The sequence below is a fragment of the Sphingobacterium multivorum genome (assembly GCF_900457465.1).
Classification (GTDB): domain Bacteria; phylum Bacteroidota; class Bacteroidia; order Sphingobacteriales; family Sphingobacteriaceae; genus Sphingobacterium; species Sphingobacterium multivorum.
This window is the reverse complement of record NZ_UAUU01000011.1, coordinates 2,050,000-2,067,219: the sequence shown is the minus strand read 5'-3', so window position 1 is coordinate 2,067,219 and position 17,220 is coordinate 2,050,000. Positions and strand designations below refer to the sequence as shown.

General features: G+C 38.4%; 14 protein-coding genes and 1 tRNA gene. 9 read left to right on the top strand and 6 right to left on the bottom strand.

Going from position 1 to position 17,220, the window contains the following annotated elements:
* The first annotated feature begins 2 nt into the window (after window positions 1-2).
* From DTA23_RS26550 to gap, 5 genes are all read left to right on the top strand, one after another.
* On the top strand, window positions 3-3,041 hold the full coding sequence (locus DTA23_RS26550; RefSeq protein ID WP_112376481.1) for an AAA family ATPase: 3,039 nt from the start codon (window positions 3-5) through the stop codon (window positions 3,039-3,041).
* Window positions 3,042-3,120: 79 nt separating this feature from the next.
* A complete protein-coding gene (locus tag DTA23_RS26995; RefSeq protein WP_139145072.1) occupies window positions 3,121-3,318 on the top strand; it encodes a hypothetical protein in 198 nt (65 codons plus the stop codon).
* A 335-nt stretch (window positions 3,319-3,653) separates the two neighbouring features.
* Complete coding sequence (locus DTA23_RS26540; protein ID WP_070568932.1) at window positions 3,654-4,748, top strand: AI-2E family transporter; 1,095 nt, start codon at window positions 3,654-3,656, stop codon at window positions 4,746-4,748.
* 221 nt (window positions 4,749-4,969) lie between these two features.
* Window positions 4,970-5,587 (top strand): TlpA family protein disulfide reductase, encoded by a 618-nt coding sequence (locus tag DTA23_RS26535; RefSeq protein ID WP_112376480.1) that lies wholly within the window; start codon window positions 4,970-4,972, stop codon window positions 5,585-5,587.
* A 6-nt stretch (window positions 5,588-5,593) separates the two neighbouring features.
* Window positions 5,594-6,601: a type I glyceraldehyde-3-phosphate dehydrogenase gene (gene gap, locus DTA23_RS26530; protein WP_112376479.1), complete on the top strand. Its 1,008-nt coding sequence runs from the start codon at window positions 5,594-5,596 to the stop codon at window positions 6,599-6,601.
* A 102-nt stretch (window positions 6,602-6,703) separates the two neighbouring features.
* On the opposite strand, the gene DTA23_RS26525 is transcribed toward gap, so the two are convergent.
* A complete protein-coding gene (locus DTA23_RS26525) occupies window positions 6,704-7,483 on the bottom strand; it encodes a TIGR02757 family protein (RefSeq protein WP_172462523.1) in 780 nt (259 codons plus the stop codon).
* 8 nt (window positions 7,484-7,491) lie between these two features.
* A complete protein-coding gene (locus tag DTA23_RS26520; RefSeq protein WP_070569103.1) occupies window positions 7,492-8,526 on the bottom strand; it encodes a quinone-dependent dihydroorotate dehydrogenase in 1,035 nt (344 codons plus the stop codon).
* A gap of 60 nt (window positions 8,527-8,586) precedes the next feature.
* On the opposite strand from DTA23_RS26520, the gene DTA23_RS26515 reads away from it, so the two are divergent.
* A complete protein-coding gene (locus DTA23_RS26515; protein WP_112376478.1) occupies window positions 8,587-10,506 on the top strand; it encodes an ABC-F family ATP-binding cassette domain-containing protein in 1,920 nt (639 codons plus the stop codon).
* A gap of 133 nt (window positions 10,507-10,639) precedes the next feature.
* A tRNA-Lys gene (locus DTA23_RS26510) sits at window positions 10,640-10,712 on the top strand.
* A gap of 584 nt (window positions 10,713-11,296) precedes the next feature.
* Here the strand turns inward: DTA23_RS26510 and DTA23_RS26505 are convergent.
* The 3 genes from DTA23_RS26505 to DTA23_RS26495 form a co-directional block, all read right to left on the bottom strand.
* The gene (locus DTA23_RS26505; RefSeq protein WP_172462522.1) at window positions 11,297-12,277 is read right to left on the bottom strand and encodes a recombinase family protein; all 981 of its coding nucleotides are present in this window, start codon (window positions 12,275-12,277) and stop codon (window positions 11,297-11,299) included.
* A gap of 219 nt (window positions 12,278-12,496) precedes the next feature.
* Window positions 12,497-12,715, bottom strand: a complete 219-nt coding sequence (locus DTA23_RS26500; RefSeq protein ID WP_078764597.1) for a hypothetical protein — start codon at window positions 12,713-12,715, stop codon at window positions 12,497-12,499.
* 181 nt (window positions 12,716-12,896) lie between these two features.
* Complete coding sequence (locus tag DTA23_RS26495) at window positions 12,897-14,756, bottom strand: PAS domain-containing sensor histidine kinase (RefSeq protein WP_060868906.1); 1,860 nt, start codon at window positions 14,754-14,756, stop codon at window positions 12,897-12,899.
* 848 nt (window positions 14,757-15,604) lie between these two features.
* On the opposite strand from DTA23_RS26495, the gene DTA23_RS26485 reads away from it, so the two are divergent.
* On the top strand, window positions 15,605-15,865 hold the full coding sequence (locus DTA23_RS26485; protein WP_112376476.1) for a phage integrase SAM-like domain-containing protein: 261 nt from the start codon (window positions 15,605-15,607) through the stop codon (window positions 15,863-15,865).
* A gap of 31 nt (window positions 15,866-15,896) precedes the next feature.
* On the top strand, window positions 15,897-16,586 hold the full coding sequence (locus tag DTA23_RS26480; RefSeq protein ID WP_146753213.1) for a site-specific integrase: 690 nt from the start codon (window positions 15,897-15,899) through the stop codon (window positions 16,584-16,586).
* A 44-nt stretch (window positions 16,587-16,630) separates the two neighbouring features.
* On the opposite strand, the gene DTA23_RS26475 is transcribed toward DTA23_RS26480, so the two are convergent.
* Entirely contained in the window at window positions 16,631-16,912 is a 282-nt protein-coding gene (locus DTA23_RS26475; RefSeq protein WP_060868909.1) for a hypothetical protein, read from the bottom strand.
* Window positions 16,913-17,220 lie beyond the last annotated feature (308 nt).

Below are 17,220 nucleotides of genomic sequence, written 5' to 3'. Positions count from 1 at the left end.
CCATGATTCCATTAAAGTTAACTCTAGAAGGGATATACTCATATCAAGAACGTCAGACGATCGATTTCACTGCGCTTTCTCAAGCAGGTCTTTTTGGTATCTTCGGTGCTGTGGGTTCCGGCAAATCATCGATATTGGAAGCAATTACCTACTCCTTATTTGGGGAAACAGAACGCCTGAATGCACGGGATAAGCGCGCTTATAACATGATGAATCTAAAGTCTAACCGATCTTATATTGAGCTTGATTTCGTCAACTTTGAAGACCGTACATTTAGAATTACCCGCGAATTTAAACGCAATTCCAAAAATTTCGATGATGTGAAATCGCCCACGGTTGTACTCTACGAAAAAATCAATGAAGCATGGGTCCCACTAGAAAGCAGCAATACACAGCATATCATCGGATTAAGCTATGAGAACTTCAAGCGGACAATCATCATTCCTCAAGGACAGTTTAAAGAGTTTATAGAACTCGGAGCCAAGGAACGCACGGATATGATGAAAGAAATTTTTCAGCTGCATCGATTCGACCTGCAGGATAAAGTTTCCAACCTCTATAAAAAAAATCAGTCCGAACTGGATCACCTCAACGGTCAATTAATCGGATTTGATGAGGTCACAACCGAACTGATAGAAACGACCGAAACAAATCTCCAACTGGCAGTCGAGTCCTTTGTCGTCCTTGAGTCGTCGTACAAGGCGCATCATGAAAGGTTCTTAAGCCTCAAAAAACTCAAAGAGGATTTCTTAGAACTCCGAACAGTGAAAGCACTCTTTCAGCAATTGCTAGAACAAAAAGATGAAAAAGAAACTTTACGGTTAAAGTTAAATCGCTTTGAGGAAGCGCAAACCAACTTTCTACATATTCTTAAAACTAAGGAAAAATTAGCGGCGGAAGGCCTAATTACACAGAAAAGAGTAGAAACCGAAAAGCAAAGACAGGCCGAAATTCAACAGCTAATCCAGGAGCATTCCTCAAGTCTAAATCTGTTGAAATCACAATATGAGCTGCTACCACAGCGTCGTATTCAGGAATTGGACCTGGAATTGATAAGCCAATTGATTACGTTTTCAAATGAAATCAAGAGTTTACAGGATCGGGCGCAGAAGGGACGCAATTTTGTGCAGGAAACGAAAGATCAACAACGACATTATAAAGCCAGAATTCAGGAGACAGAAATTCAAATCGTCAGCCTAAAGCGAGCAAAACCCTCATCTCAAGAACTCATGGAGCTGGGTCAGTGGTATACCAAGCAGCAGAGCATCCAGCAGCAGGAAGACGACCTGAACAAACAGGCCATTGATTTAGAAAAAAGCATAGCCATACTGAAGAATGAACTCCATACCTTCCATCCTGATCTCGAAGAATTTCGATCCAATCATCCTCTTGTCGTCAATGCCCTCGAGCAAAAACTTCAAGCACTCCAAGATGAAAAATCTCATCTTCTCCTGCAGCAAAGGCTGACCCAATATGCAGAAAACCTTAAAGCAGGCTCCCCGTGCCCACTATGTGGAGCTTTGGAACATCCCGCCATCAATCAAGGACAGGATATTTCTCACCAGGTTGCCGCTAATGAGAAATTGATTACTGAGACAAATGAGAACCTTAAGCACCAACAAGATCAGCAATTTCAGGTAGAGAAACTTCAGCTACGTTTGCAGTCACTAAATGATCAGCAACAAGATCTACATACGAAAATACAGCTGAATGCCCGTAACAAAATTGCGCATGCCCAACAATTTACATGGGCCGGTTATAGTCCTACGGATGAATCCAGCTACACATCAAATAAGCAGGAGCTTGCCCGGATCGAAACGCAACTAGCAAAAGTGGAGCAACAACTTGGCGAACACCAGGCTACACTCGCCTCCGTTGAGGAAAAGCTGGAGAAATACAATAAAGCACTGCATCAGTTTGAACGTGATGAAGCAAGCAAACAGGCCCAGATTAATCAAAATATGGGGAATCTAAAAACGCTGCGCTGGTCCGACTATAAAATGCGGGAGTCCGAAGCAGTCGAACAGGAATATACTGCACTGAAAAGATCGAATCTTGAGATTGAGCGCGACTACATTGCTTTAAGCGAACGATTAAATGAGTTAAACAGTCAATTTGCAGCCCAAAACAGCTTGGTACAGACCATTGTTGAACAGCTCGGACATATCGAACGTGAAAGTCAAGAGGCCGATGTCACGCTCCAACAGCTACTTGAGGCGTCACCCTTTGAAACGTTGGAAGAGATTCGGCAAATCCTCGCGGAGAATTTGTCTGTCATACAGATCCGACAAGAGCTGGAGCAATTTCAGATTCAATTTGAAACGGTGAAGGCACAGATCAGTCAGTTGGAAAAGAAACTCGTCGACCAGGTATATGACGAAAACCAATTTCTCGCGCAGGAAAAAATCCTGGATGAGAGCGCCCAAGAATTGAAAGCAAGCACAGAAAATGTTGCCCGACTTCAACAAGAGCGCGATCAGCTAAGAATCGCCTATGCTAAAAAGGAAAATCTCCAGCAACAACAGATCAAACTAAGTTTACGCCACGATAATTTGAAACAACTTTTTAATCTATTTAAAGGTGCGGGCTTTGTGCAATATGTTTCTTCGATTTATTTACGGCAGCTGTGTGATCATGCGAACATTCGTTTCCATCGCATGACCCGCAATCAACTTAGCCTGCAGCTGAATGACAACAATGAATTTGAAATTATCGATTATTTGAATGAGGGAAAAAATCGCAGTGTAAAAACACTATCCGGTGGACAGGCATTTCAGGTATCCCTAAGTCTGGCTTTGGCCTTAGCAGAAAGTGTACAGTCTAATTCGCGTGCGACCAGAAACTTCTTTTTTATCGATGAAGGCTTTGGAACACAAGATATCACTTCTGTTAATATTGTTTTCGAAACCCTATTAGATTTACACAAGGAAAACCGCATCGTCGGTATTATTTCACATGTTGAAGAGCTCAAAGAACGTATTCGAGTATCCCTTTCAATAGAAAAGGATGAAGAGCGTGGCAGTCAAATTTTTATCAATTAATTCCGTTTTATTTTGTATATTAGTTATAGCGGTTCCGCTGAACGAGCCTGATCGCTATAACCAACAAAAACAAAAGATTATGGGCTTATTTTCAAACAATAAAAAAGGAAAAGGGTCTCATCCTTTTTTTCATAAGGCGACCAAAACAGTAAGCAGCACGGCCTTTTCAGCTAAAGAAACCAGTCAAACAAGGACGGTACAATCCATGCTTTTTGTCAAACAATACGATATACTAACGATCTTAAGGGAGGTTTTAATGCCGCAGAATCAAAACTAAAATTAAGCAGATTTCCATCTTCCATACTAACGTGAATGATGTTGGCCCTACATGTAAACGTAAACAGACTATGTTTACTACGCACGATTAGTGCCTAGGTTAAAGAAAGTCTAGGTACAGCATAGCGTATAAAGCTATCAAAATTTAGCAAAACAACATGATTGCTAATCACTGGGAACCAGAACTTCACAATTGGCTTTAGGGCAGAAAAAAGAAATACAATAAAACATTGAAATTATAAAAAAGAAAGTTTATTTTAACCAGACAAAACTTTTTCCAAAAAAATATTGTCATACGATAAATAACAATCGATAGACAGTATATTTGTCAGCTATATGAAGTACAAACAAATCAACAATAATTCCATCAATCAAATCATGCTAATCGTCATCATATTGGCGATATGTATATTGATCTTTACAAGCTTATTCTACTACCTCCCCGGTTTTCTGGGAGCAGTTACCTTATATATTCTTTTTAGAAAAATCAATTTTAAGTTGACTGAAGAAAAAAAATGGAATAAATCTTTCGCCAGTATTTTATTGATATTATTGACTATCATATTCTTGGTAGGGCCACTCTATCTGTTAATCAACTACATGGTACCTCAGGTAACAGAAGTCATTAGCAATAAAGACGATCTGATGCACAAGTTTGACTCGATCAAAACGTACTTTAAAGATAGCCCCTATTTAAGCAATATCGATCTTTCTGATACCGCCTTAATGGGAACGCTTCAAAAAGCAGCTAAATTTATACCCAATATTCTGAATTCCGTTGCGGAAGTTGGTGTCAATATACTGGTAGCGCTATTTGTGTTGTATTTTATGTTGGTTAGCAGCAAAAAACTAGAACAAACCATTTATCAAGCGATCCCTTTCACCCAAACCAGTAAAGCCGAGTTGTGGAAAGAATTTGATATGATGGTAAAATCCAATGCAATCGGTATCCCGATTTTGGCTATATGCCAAGGTATTGTAGCGGGGCTTGGTTATTGGTTCTTTGGCTTGGAGAGCCCGATCTTTCTGGGAATTCTTACCGCAGTTTCCACTATAATCCCAATTTTGGGAACCATGGTTGTGTATCTACCGGCAGCGCTTTTTCTATTGGCGAATGGACAGTCCGGAAATGCAATAGGTCTTGCCTTATATGGTATCATTATTATTGGTAGTATTGATAATGTACTTCGATTTACCATATTGAAAAAGTTGGGTGACGTTCATCCCTTAATAACGGTATTCGGTGTTTTGCTGGGATTAAACCTATTTGGTATGCTGGGATTGATCTTCGGTCCACTAATCCTATCTTGTGTGGGTGTATTATTGAAGGTGTATAGCATTGAATTTGGAAGAAGTACGCCAGAAATTATTCAATCTACCTCATTGACAGACTCAAAGTCTACGCATGACGGTCCTGACATCATAGAATAAAGGAACTGCAACAGGTTAAATTGTTTTGATCACAACATGCATTAATATCCAGTATACTGTCATAAATGAATTTCTACGATTAAGAATCCCTTTTTTTTCATAGTTTTGATCATTAGTATAATACATTCTTCAATACTTTCTACATAAAAATTGACGATGTATTAAGCATAAACATTAAAACGATAAAATCACGAAAACTGATTTAAAAGCAAACGTATTCTATGAATAAAAAGATAATCTTAGGAGTGACAGCGTTATTGGCCGCCGGCATTATTTCCTCATGCAACAACAACAAACCGAAAACAGATCAAACTGCAAATACTACGCAGGAAGCCAGTGCTGACAGCCATGATCATGCAGGTCATGATCATGCAGACCACGATCCTAGTCAAGCTGCGCCAAAGCAATCTTCCGACCCTGCAGCCATTCTTCCTAATTTCACATTTTATCAGCTTCGTTCGGGCATCCGTGTTACGCAGGAAAACGTTGCTAAAGACAAGAATACCGTTTTTATTCTATTTGATCCCGGGTGTAGTCATTGCCAACATGAAGCTACGGAGCTTGAAAAGAATATTGATCGTATAAAAGACGTCAATATTTATTATATTTCCATGAATGATCCGGCCTTAGTACTAGGTTTTTTTGACACCTTTGCACCTAAACTATCCAAAGCATCCAACGTAGAGGTATTGATTGATAAAGACCAAACGTTTATACAGACCATTCACGTACCTTCACAATTTCCCGCAAATTACGTCTATGGTGCGGACGGAAAACTAAAAGCACATTGGGAAGGTGAAAAAAATATTAACGAAGCAATAAGCCAATTTCATAAATAATCTGAAATGCTAAACATAGCAATCAATGGATTCGGACGCATCGGTCGGAATACACTACGTAATATCTTTTTACGGGAGGCTTTCGATGAACTGCAGGTCATTGCCATCAATGACCTGACAGATACGAAGACCTTAGCCCACCTATTTAAATACGATTCTGTACATGGTCCTTTTCCTGGCACCGTGACACACGATGAAAAACATATTATTGTCAATGGTCTTTCCATCTTGGTTACCAATGAAAAAGATCCTGCAGCACTGCCCTGGCAGGAGCTTCAAATTGATGTTGTCATCGAATCTACAGGGTATTTCACCAGTCGTGACAAAGCGGCTCTCCACCTGGAAGCTGGTGCAAAAAAAGTGATTATCTCCGCCCCGGCACAAGATAAAGACATTCCAACAGTGGTATTGGGCATTAATGACAGTGTCATTGATCTATCTGCTTCGATTTTATCCAATGCCTCCTGTACAACAAACAATGTTGCTCCCCTCGTTAAAATATTGGATGAAAATTGGGGCATCAGAGATGGCTATATTACCACGGTTCATTCCATGACGGGAGACCAGAATCTTCACGACGCACCACATAAAGATTTAAGGAGAGCGCGGGCAGCATCGTCGGCGATCATTCCAACAACTACTGGTGCCGCTAAAGCGATTACCAATGTTTTTCCGCATCTGCAGAATAAACTTGGCGGAGCCGGGATACGTGTCCCCGTACTCAACGGTTCATTGACGGACTTTACCTGTACGCTCGAGAAAGAAACCACTGTAGAGGAAATCAATAAAGCATTCAAAGCTGCAGCAGAAGACGAATTAAAAAACGTATTATTTTATACAGAAGACCCCATCGTTTCGGTAGATATCATCAATAACCCCTATTCATGTGTATTTGATGCGCAGTTAACCTCGGTAGTGGGCGGTCTGGTCAAAGTTGTGGGCTGGTATGACAATGAATTTGGTTATTCCAATCGTTTGGTTGACCTTCTGATCAAGATCGATAGGCTCGCATAAGTTTGCTACCTCATCATCATCTTAGGATAGGTGGCGGCATAAAAAAAGCGTCCTTGCCAATTATAATTGGCAAGGACGCTTTTTTTTCTTCATGCATTAATTTTACATTTCCCCTTCAACGCCTAATCCAAATAACGCAAAATCATATTTGACCGGATCCAGCGGATCCAGTAAACGCAGATTGGCTGTTAATTCCTGGGCTGTTTTCCAATTCACTTTATCCAGCGTAATTAGACCAAATTTGCGGGCAACACGCTCGACATGGACATCACAGGGACAGATGAGATCTTTTGGGGACAGGCGGTGCCAAATACCAAAATCTACACCTTTTGTATCTTTTCTGACCATCCAGCGTAAAAACATATTGATCCGCTTGACGGTTGACTTCTGTGCTGGACTACTAATGTGCTTCCGCGTGCGAACAGGATAATCAGGTAAGGAAAAGAAATAGGTTTTAAAGGCATTCAATGCCATTTCTAGGTCGACCTCTTCCCTGTTCTCCTGTCCTACGAGAAAAGCATCCTCCAAAGATTCGAAATGCGCATAGTGATGCTTAAAAAAAGAAACAAAATAAAGAATGTCGGTATCATTGAAGGTACGGTGCTTAAATCCCAGCAAGGTCTTTAAATCCTGTTCTTGGTGATTTACAATATAATCGTATGGCGAACCATCCATACGAGCCACCAGTTCATTACATTTATTGATAATCGTCTTTCTTTGTCCCCAAGCCATGATGGAAGCCAAAAATCCCATGATCTCAATATCCTGCTTCCGGGAAAATTGATGGGGAATCGATATGGGATCATTTGGAATAAAACCAGGTTGATTATATTCATCAACTTTCTTATCCAAGAAATCTTTCAGATCAAAATCAACGGCCATACTAATCCTTATCTTCCAGTTTGAAGAATACCTTTACAAATCTTTGCGATCAAGCCTGGGCCTTCGTAGATAAAACCGGTATAAACTTGAATGAGACTGGCTCCAGCATCTAACTTCTCAATGGCATCTTTCGCCGAATGAATCCCCCCTACACCGATGATCGGAAATGCCTTGTTGGATTTTTCACTTAAGTAGCGAATCACTTCCGTTGAACGTTTGGTCAAAGGACGTCCACTTACACCACCCGCTTCATTGATCAGCTCCTGTTGGCTCTGTAAGCCTTCTCTTGAAATCGTCGTATTCGTTGCGATAACACCTGCAATTTGAGTTTCCAAAACGATCTCGACAATATCATCCAATTGACTATCCGTCAAATCGGGCGCTATTTTAAGCAAGATGGGCTTCGGAGCCGATTTTGCGATATTGAGGCTTTGTAAAGTATTCAATATATGTTTTAAAGGCTCCTTTTCCTGTAAATCCCGTAAGCCCGGTGTATTCGGAGAACTCACATTGACAACAAAATAATCCACGTAGTCAAACAATGCATTGAAGCAATAAATATAATCATTGACAGCTTCTTCATTGGGTGTCACCTTATTCTTACCAATATTTCCCCCTATTAACAATCCTTTTCGATCCTTTAGATTTTTCAATCTTGTAGCGGCAACATCTGCCCCCTGATTATTAAATCCCATTCTATTGATCAACGCTTCATCGGGAACAAGGCGGAACATCCTGGGTTTATCGTTGCCCGGTTGCGGCTTAGGAGTTACCGTTCCAATTTCGATAAAACCAAATCCCAAATTAGTCATATCCGCAATATATTCCGCATTTTTATCAAAGCCAGCAGCAAGGCCCACCGGATTTTTAAATTTCAATCCAAAGACTTCGCGTTCCAAACGTGGATCTTCCACGGTAAAAAAAGCATTCAATAATTGTTTGGCGCCCCAAATTTTTGAGAAAACATTCAATCCACCGGTCACTTTATGGTGAGCCGTCTCCGGATTCATTGTAAAGAATATAGGTTTGACTAATTTATACATAATCGCAAAGTTACTCAAAGAAGAAGAAATATTCATTACTTTTGTACTTTTGCAGTTGAAATGATATCAATAAATAATTTAACATTTGAAATAGGATCTCGCGCTTTATATGACGAAGCAAACTGGCATATCAAACCAGGAGATAAAGTTGGCTTGATCGGTGCCAATGGTACAGGTAAATCGACTTTACTTCGCCTTATTGTCGGTCAATATACGCCCACATCAGGAACGATTTCCATGGCGAAGGACCTTAAGATTGGTTATTTAAACCAGGACTTATTGTCGTACCATTCTGAAAAAAGCATTTTGCATGTTGCCATGGAAGCTTTTGAGCGCCAAAATCAATTACATGCCGAAATCGAGGACTTACTCCACAAACTAGAAACAGATTATTCGGATGAAATCCTGAATAAACTAAGCGATAAACAAGTAGAATTTGAGGCTTTAGATGGTTATAACATCGAATTTAAGGCCCATGAAATCCTTGCCGGTTTAGGTTTTTCCGAAGAAGAACAGAAAAGACCATTGGCCACTTTCTCCGGAGGATGGCGTATGCGGGTTATGCTTGCCCGTATCTTATTGCAAACTCCAGATATTCTGTTATTGGATGAACCGACCAACCACATGGACTTACCTTCCATCAAATGGCTGGAGAACTATCTGCAAGCATTTGATGGCGCCATTGTGATTGTTTCCCACGATCGATATTTTCTTGACCGCATCATCAAGAAAACCGTAGAATCACGTAAAGGAAAATTAACACTTTATGCAGGTAACTACAGTTTTTATCTTGAAGAGAAGGAACTACGGAATGAATTGCAGGCCAATCAATTCAAAAACCAGCAAGCCAAGATAAAACAGGAAGAACGCCTTATCGAGCGTTTCCGCGCCAAGGCTTCTAAAGCCAAAATGGCGCAGTCGCGCATCAAAGCATTAGATCGCTTGGAGAGAATTGACGATGTAGACGATGACAATCCTACGGTAAACTTCAGCTTTAAATTTTCAAAACCTTCGGGGCGCCACGTCGTGACATTGGAAAATATTTCCAAGTCATACCCTAACCTGGAGATCCTAAAAAATACTTCAGCCATTATAGAAAAGGGTGATAAAATAGCCCTAATTGGTGCCAATGGTAAAGGTAAATCTACTCTCTTACGTATCGTGGCCAATGCGGATCACCAGTTTGAAGGAAAAGCAGAACAGGGACACAATGTTTCGCAGACATTTTTTGCGCAACACCAGCTGGAAGCGCTGCACCTGGAAAATTCCATCCTTGCCGAGTTACAAACTTTTGCGCCGAAGCATACAGAGACTGAATTGCGCTCGATCCTTGGATGTTTTCTATTCACTGGTGATGATGCATTCAAAAAGATCAAAGTACTCTCCGGAGGTGAGAAATCGCGTGTGGCCCTTGCAAAAGCATTAACCGCGGACGCGAACTTCTTAGCGCTCGATGAGCCTACCAACCACTTGGATATGCAGTCTGTCAACATTCTGATCCAGGCCTTGCAGCAATACGAAGGTACATTTATCGTTGTCTCCCACGATCGTTATTTCTTAGACAATGTAGCAAACAAAATCTGGTACATTGAAGACAAACAGATCAAGGAATACCCAGGTACCTATCAGGAGTATGAAGAATGGGCTGCAAAACGCGTCGTAAAGGCGGACGTAAAAACGGAGAAAAAAATCAAGGAAGAACCCAAAGTAAAGAAAGAAAAGCAACCACTTACGGAAGATAAAACACGTTTGTTGAGTAAAAAAAATAAGGAGCTAACGTCTTTTGAACAAAAAATTGAAGAGCAAGAAATTTTAGTTAAAAATTTAGAATCAAAACTTGCCGACGAAGCAGTGTATTCGGATGCGACTAAGTTACAGGAAACTACACGCTCTTACAACTCAGCGAAGGCATTATTGACGCAATTTCAGGAGAGTTGGGAACAGCTGGCGGAAGAAATCATGGAATTGGAAAATGGTTAATTTTTTTGGCTTAAAATCAGCTTATTAAACCTCAAAGCATGATTTTAAGCCAAAATTATTTGCAGGAACAGGATTAAAGCCCTACTTTTGCATCACTTCAAACAAGGAACGACAGTTCAAAATAAAGAAGTAAGATTCCGTAGCTCAGCTGGTAGAGCAATACACTTTTAATGTATGGGTCCTGGGTTCGAATCCCAGCGGGATCACTTCATCGTCATCAGAGTTTTTACAGCTTTGATGACGATTTTTTTTATCACCTAACCCCCTCTTACTCAGTCTAATTAGATTCAAAAATGCATTTGATTTTGGGGTTCGAAAGTTCTTGCCGTCAAACTCTAATTTATGGTAGTAAAGTGAACTGGCGATCTTTCTTTTATCTTCCACACATGAATCATTGTACCTCTGTGCTATATTAGCGATACTTTCGATAGCTAATGAAAGTTTACCAGGCACATCTTGATCCTTGCTAGCCTTTGTTAAACTTTTCAAACTCTCATCAAGTTCATCGCTTCTTTTTTTACATTCGACCTTTACTTCATTATAATCATCCTCGTCTAATCGATCTGATAAAAATAAATTTCTGGCTTTACTAAGTTTTTGATTAACATTCTCCATTTCCTCAACAACAGCTTTTCTCTCATCATCAACATTACCACAATGCTTTTTGTAATTTTTTAAAACAACTATCTTTAACGTGTCTCTGTACTCGGGAAGAATTTCAAACTCTCGAAGAGTTTCAACAAACTTATTATTGACTATATCAGAGTTATGGCGGAAACCACATTTTGAATTACAATGATAATAGTTGTAACGCTTCGTATTGCCTTGCGATGTACTTGCTGTCAACGTTTTTACCACAACGTGGACAAATCAAGACGCCACGCAATGGAAAATTCTCATTCTGCAAAACCCGATTTTCTCCGTGCTCAGATTTGCTTTTCCTACCTTTACCATCTAAAACGATCTGCACCTTTTCAAAAAGCTCCTCCGTAATTAAAGGTAGATGCTTTCCTTTAACAAAATGGGCTTCCTCATTTTCAAATTCGGGGATGAAAACCTTTCCAGTGTACACAGGATTTCTGACAGCTACCATAAAAGCATTTCTTGTCAGATCCTTCCCTTCTCTTTTATTCATAAGCAAACGAATATGCTCAGAAGGTAATTCTCCTTTTGCGATTTCCTCAAATGCCCACACTATATTATCTGCTTCCGGATGTCTGACACCTATGTATTTCGCACCGTCTTCGGTACACCTATTAATATAACCATAAGGCGGAATACCCATAATACGCCCTTCCTTTCGCGCACGTCTCATCCCATAAAATACATTTAAAGCCCTACGATCATTTTCTACTTCAGGTGTTGAAAGGTATATAGCTAACACAATCTTATTTTCAGGAATTTTTAGATCTAAAGGTTGCTCTATAGCTTGTGTCTCTACCTCCAAACCTTCGAGAACACTGATCATGTGATAAGCCTCACCGACATTTCTACTAAACCTGTCCCACTTAGTAAATAGAACTAATCGAGGCTCCCTGTCTCTTTTATTTCTTTTTTTAAGATTTTTCAGGTATTTGCTCCATTCAGGACGATCAAAGTTTTTTGCAGAGTGATCTTCGAAAAAAACGTTATCTACGGCTATATCGTATTTCGCACAATATGCCTGCAAACGCTCCGCCTGATCTCGTTGTGAATATCCTTTGTCTGCCTGTTCATCTGTCGATACACGAATATAAAGATCCGCTATCTTACTGCTAAAATTCTTCTTCATAAGCATATATTAAGTTTAAAATTTTTGAATTGAAAACAGAGATTTGTAAATCCCAATTGGTAGGAAATCTAATACGAATATTAGCCCTCATTAAAATTGAAGTCTTTCTCATCAGAAAAAATTTTTGAAAATTATACTTGGTTAAGCTGATGCAACAATTCACTGGATATCAAATTGTTCAATCATCAGTCACAATTATACAAAGCTACAAAAAATAGATTAATCGGGGGAGAAGAACTGTTTTATTGTAATTCTTGCTAAAGTATATAAAATCTCAAGCATTTCCTTTGCTTCCTCTTCGCTAACAACCCGGCCGGTGCTACGAACGGTTTCTAAAAATTGTTCAAAAGGTATTTCTTCCAACTCAATGAATGTAGAATGTTTTAACATCTCTGCATTGATTGATTTTTTCTTTTTTGCAGATGTAAATTTTCCCATAGCCCTACAAATTTTAAAGATTTTACTGTTATACCATCGAAGGTATACCGGATGTCTTTAACTTGTTTTTCATTGGACTTTTGAGGTAATAACTATCCTACATTTTCCTATTTCAAAACTTATGATAACCTAGCAAAAAAGAGTAATTGAAAGAAATTGAAAAACACCTTTTAATTTTCATTTAGTTCCTATTTTCCAGTACAAACTGAAATGTAGAACCTGCACCTTCCTCACTTTCCACACTTATAACGGAATTATGATAATGCAATATCTCCGCTACAATATACAGACCGATACCGAATCCTGAAATATTGGCTAATTCCTTCCTTTCAACCCTAAAAAACCTTTTGAAAAGTTCTTTCTGGTCCGTTTTACTTATTCCGACCCCTTCGTCACTGACATAGATCCTTAATGAACCGTTATGGAGCTTCTCGCAACCTAATACAATAGTTCCACCTTCAGGAGAATATTTTATAGCATTGGTCAAAAGATTTATTAATACCTGACCAATTTTATCACGGTCGGCGAGAACTTCATGGGAGGAATCACATTGAATCTGAATGATATGCTTTCTGCTAAGAAATTTAGCCTGCTCTACAATCTCGTCCATTAGACCTAAAAGTTGAAAATATTCAAAGCGCATGCGGATTTTGCCTTCTTCGATCTTTGCAAGGTTCAGAAAATCCTGAATCATCGAGGTCATCCGTTTCGCCTGACCTTCAATCCCAACGGAAAGATTTTTTGCTATTTCCAGGTTATTGTTCTTAAAACCTTTTTGCATGGCCTGCGAACTTAATAATATCGAAGTAAGCGGTGTTTTTAGTTCATGGCTTACCATTGAAACAAAATCATTTTTCCGCCTTTCTTCCTGTTTCTTTTCAGAAATGTCTCTCGCAATTTTGGATATCCCCATTATTTCACCATTTCCGTTCTTTATTGGGGATATTGTCAAGGATACATCCAAAAGTTTACCTGATTTTGTGAGCCTCTGGGTTTCAAAATGATTTATAGATTCCCCAGCCCTGAGTTTTTCCAATATATAATCTTCTTCCCCAAGGCGTTCTTCCGGAATTATTTTGATAATCGGCTGACCGATCATTTCATCTGCACTGTAACCGAATATCGTTTCAGCAGAACTGTTCCAGGTACTGACTACTCCATTCAATGTTTTACTTATTATGGCATCAAAAGAAGAGTTGACAATCGCTACAAGTTTTGAATGGTATTCCTCTGAATTCTTTAGATCGGTGATATCAAGGACGCACCCAACTACCCTATGTAAACCTTCTATTACCTGTTTCTGTATAATTCCCTGAACTCTGATCCAGACAGGAAAATTTTTGGATTTTAAAAATCTAAAAATAAAATCAAACTCACCCTTATCCTTATATTTCAAATCGGAAATATAGGATTCCACTTTTTCTTTATCTTCATGGTAAATATAATCTGAAAGCAGGCATCCAATATCAAGATCCAGAGGTAATTCCAACATTTTTCGCAATTCAACTGAGATCTGGACACTTCCGGTCATCAAATCTAATTCCCAAATCCCCATATTAGATGCGGAAATCGCAAGCTGTAACCGTTCTGCACTTTCCTTAAGTAGATGGTGGAGTTCATTCTTGCGTTTTTCTTCTTTGACCAATTCTGTCACATCTCTTGTGAAACATCGTGTATGGATAAATTTTCCATCTTCTAAAAGCACATTTGAACTGATTCTTACGTACTTTATATCCCCATTTTTTGACAGTAGCCTGGCTGGAAAATCCTGTATAGTTTCATTATTGGAAAGTTTAACCAATAGGTCCGAAATTACCTCACTATCCGCATGAAAATTCTCGATCGGAAAACCTACGTACTCTTCTTTGAGATATCCCAGAAGATCAAGTTCAGCCTGGTTGGCCCAAATAATAATACCGTGTTCATTTACCCAGTGAAGGGGCATACTCCCGTTTTCGATAAAATCGGTCAGCTCTTTCACACGATGTTTTAGTAGTTGTAATTCGATTTTCAGATCCTCTATATTTTCTGGCTCAGCCATAGCGATTAACTTTGAATATTTATACTAAGTAAATTTATCAATTATACAAATATATAGCGCAATAATCATTGATTTACCCTACGTGTACGGTCACTTTGCAAAGTAGGTAAATATCAATATTATAGGAATGAAATAACAGTGAGACAATAATTTGTATTTATTAGAAGGTGAAATCAAAAAAGAGGCTGGGCAATATACCCAGCCAAAACGTTACTAATCGTATTAATGGGAGCGAGTACATTTAAAACAAATAATGACATCAAATGTTTGGCAATTCTTATAATTTTTAAGCCAAAAACACTAGGTATCAGTGGCATGGCTACCCAATCAAAAAATGATATTATACCTATCATTGGGATGGCAAGTTTTAATAGAATGTCCATAACCTAAAATCACGTAGAATAAACCTTACAGATGAACAGCTCCTGTTTTTGCACAGTACCTTTTTAAATAGGCCGATTAAAAACAATTACAGGCTTGAACATTTAAATCAATAATTCCATCTTCAATTTAATAGACCAGAGAAAAGGCTATTGTATTTTTTCTTTTTCAGAAGGAATATCAGAATTAAATTTTATTTAGTGTTATCTTCCTCCTTAGAAGGTAATCAAAATTTAGTGAAGCACCGGACTCTCTCTCGGTGCTTTTCTTTTACTAGAGTGTTTGCCTAATAAGTCAGACTACCTTTTTATCCTCTCCAAATTTTATTGTCCCATTTTCAATGATTAATACTTTGATTACAAGCTGATTAATATCAGTTTATATGCTTTGCATAACAATCTTAAAACTGATAAATTCGGTGACTTAAAATTATACAGGATAAATCCTGTAAAATAAAGGAAATCAATATGGAAGAATGCTTTTTAGAGCACTGCGATAAAGTAATAGCAGATATGGGTGCTGGCTTAGTAAAAAAGAAGGATGGTGACCTCTACAGTGATACAACAATTCGTACAATGAAACAGAACATAAAACTTATTCGTTCGTTTGTGTCAATAAAAGCAGAGACCCTCAAAATGAAGGACGTTGATAAAAACTTTGTTGATGCTTTCCATCAGTTTTTATTGGATAAAAATTTAGCAAAAAATACCATTTCAGGGAAAACTTGATGGGCTAAGGTTCTGGATCAAACGTTTTCATGTGGAAAAATTGATGGATTACAAAGGAGAAGTCGGGAAATACCCCAGTGAAATCACAACAGCAATTTCTTTGAGTATCGAGGAATTACAGGCATTGTATGTTATGAAACTACCTGAAGGCCAGCGAAAGGTACTGGACATATTCATCTGCCAGTCTTTTTTAGGGCTTCGTGTAGGTGATATGTTTAAGTTTCTACAAAATATCAACTGCCGTAAACGCACGCTTGAAGAACAGGTGTTTTTTGAGGTTCACACAGGGAAAAAGTGTTATCCTGTTGTCATTCCAGCGGCTACAATTGTTATGACCATCATTGAAAAGTACGGAAATTCATTACAAAAAGGTTTCTCAGAATCACATTATAATATAACGCTAAAAAAGATTGTCGCCAAATCAACTATTGACCGAGAGGTTGCTTTTTTTAGAACAGAGGGAGGAAGAAAAACCGAAAAAATTGTACAGCTTTCTTCATTGATCAGTAGCCATACAGCAAGAAGGACTTTTGCCACAAATGGTTATCTTTCTGGTATATCACCATTTGATCTCATGAAGATTACCGGACATAGATCGCTCCAGTCATTCTTTAGGTATATGAGATGTGAAAATATAGCAGTGGCATTTAAGATATCAAGCCACAAATTTTTTCGTATCAAATTTTCAGAACCTGACGTATTGGACGAAGAGCTCATTTAGAGTTAAAATTAATCTCTTATCAAAAAACATATAAATGGAAATGCTTAATATTCCGAATACTTTTTCTCCACTTTCCATATGTTTTCTTCCAATTTTTTAAGTAGCCAGGTTTTCTCCCCGATTTCTGTTCCCGAAGCTGTACTATATCCTTGGACATTTAGGATCAGTTCCCTGTCATTCAGAACTTCCATATCACCCTTTGCTACTATTCCATCACTAAATTCAATATCTATTTCAAGATATGCGCTACGGGAAGAGATAGGAAACAATATCTTCCCTATTGAACCGGCATACAGATGACTATTGTCAAACATTATTTTTCTCATAATTAGGACCGTTTGGATAGATTTAAATTCCACGAAGTAAACACCTAAATTAAATTACTTAATGTTATTCATTCTAATGTAATTCTACATACAAGTTATGAATAATTATTTGTGTACCAGTAAGTGATAAAATATTTCTCGTAAGGTATAGCATTAATTTATAGGCATTAAAAAATGAATCGCAGACTATTAAATTTTATTGCGAATATTAGTTCAACTTTATAGGATAAAAACTCTATAAACAGATCCACTTTATCACACTTACCAGGCCCGAGATATGAAAGGTAAAACCATGTTTTTCAATCTAT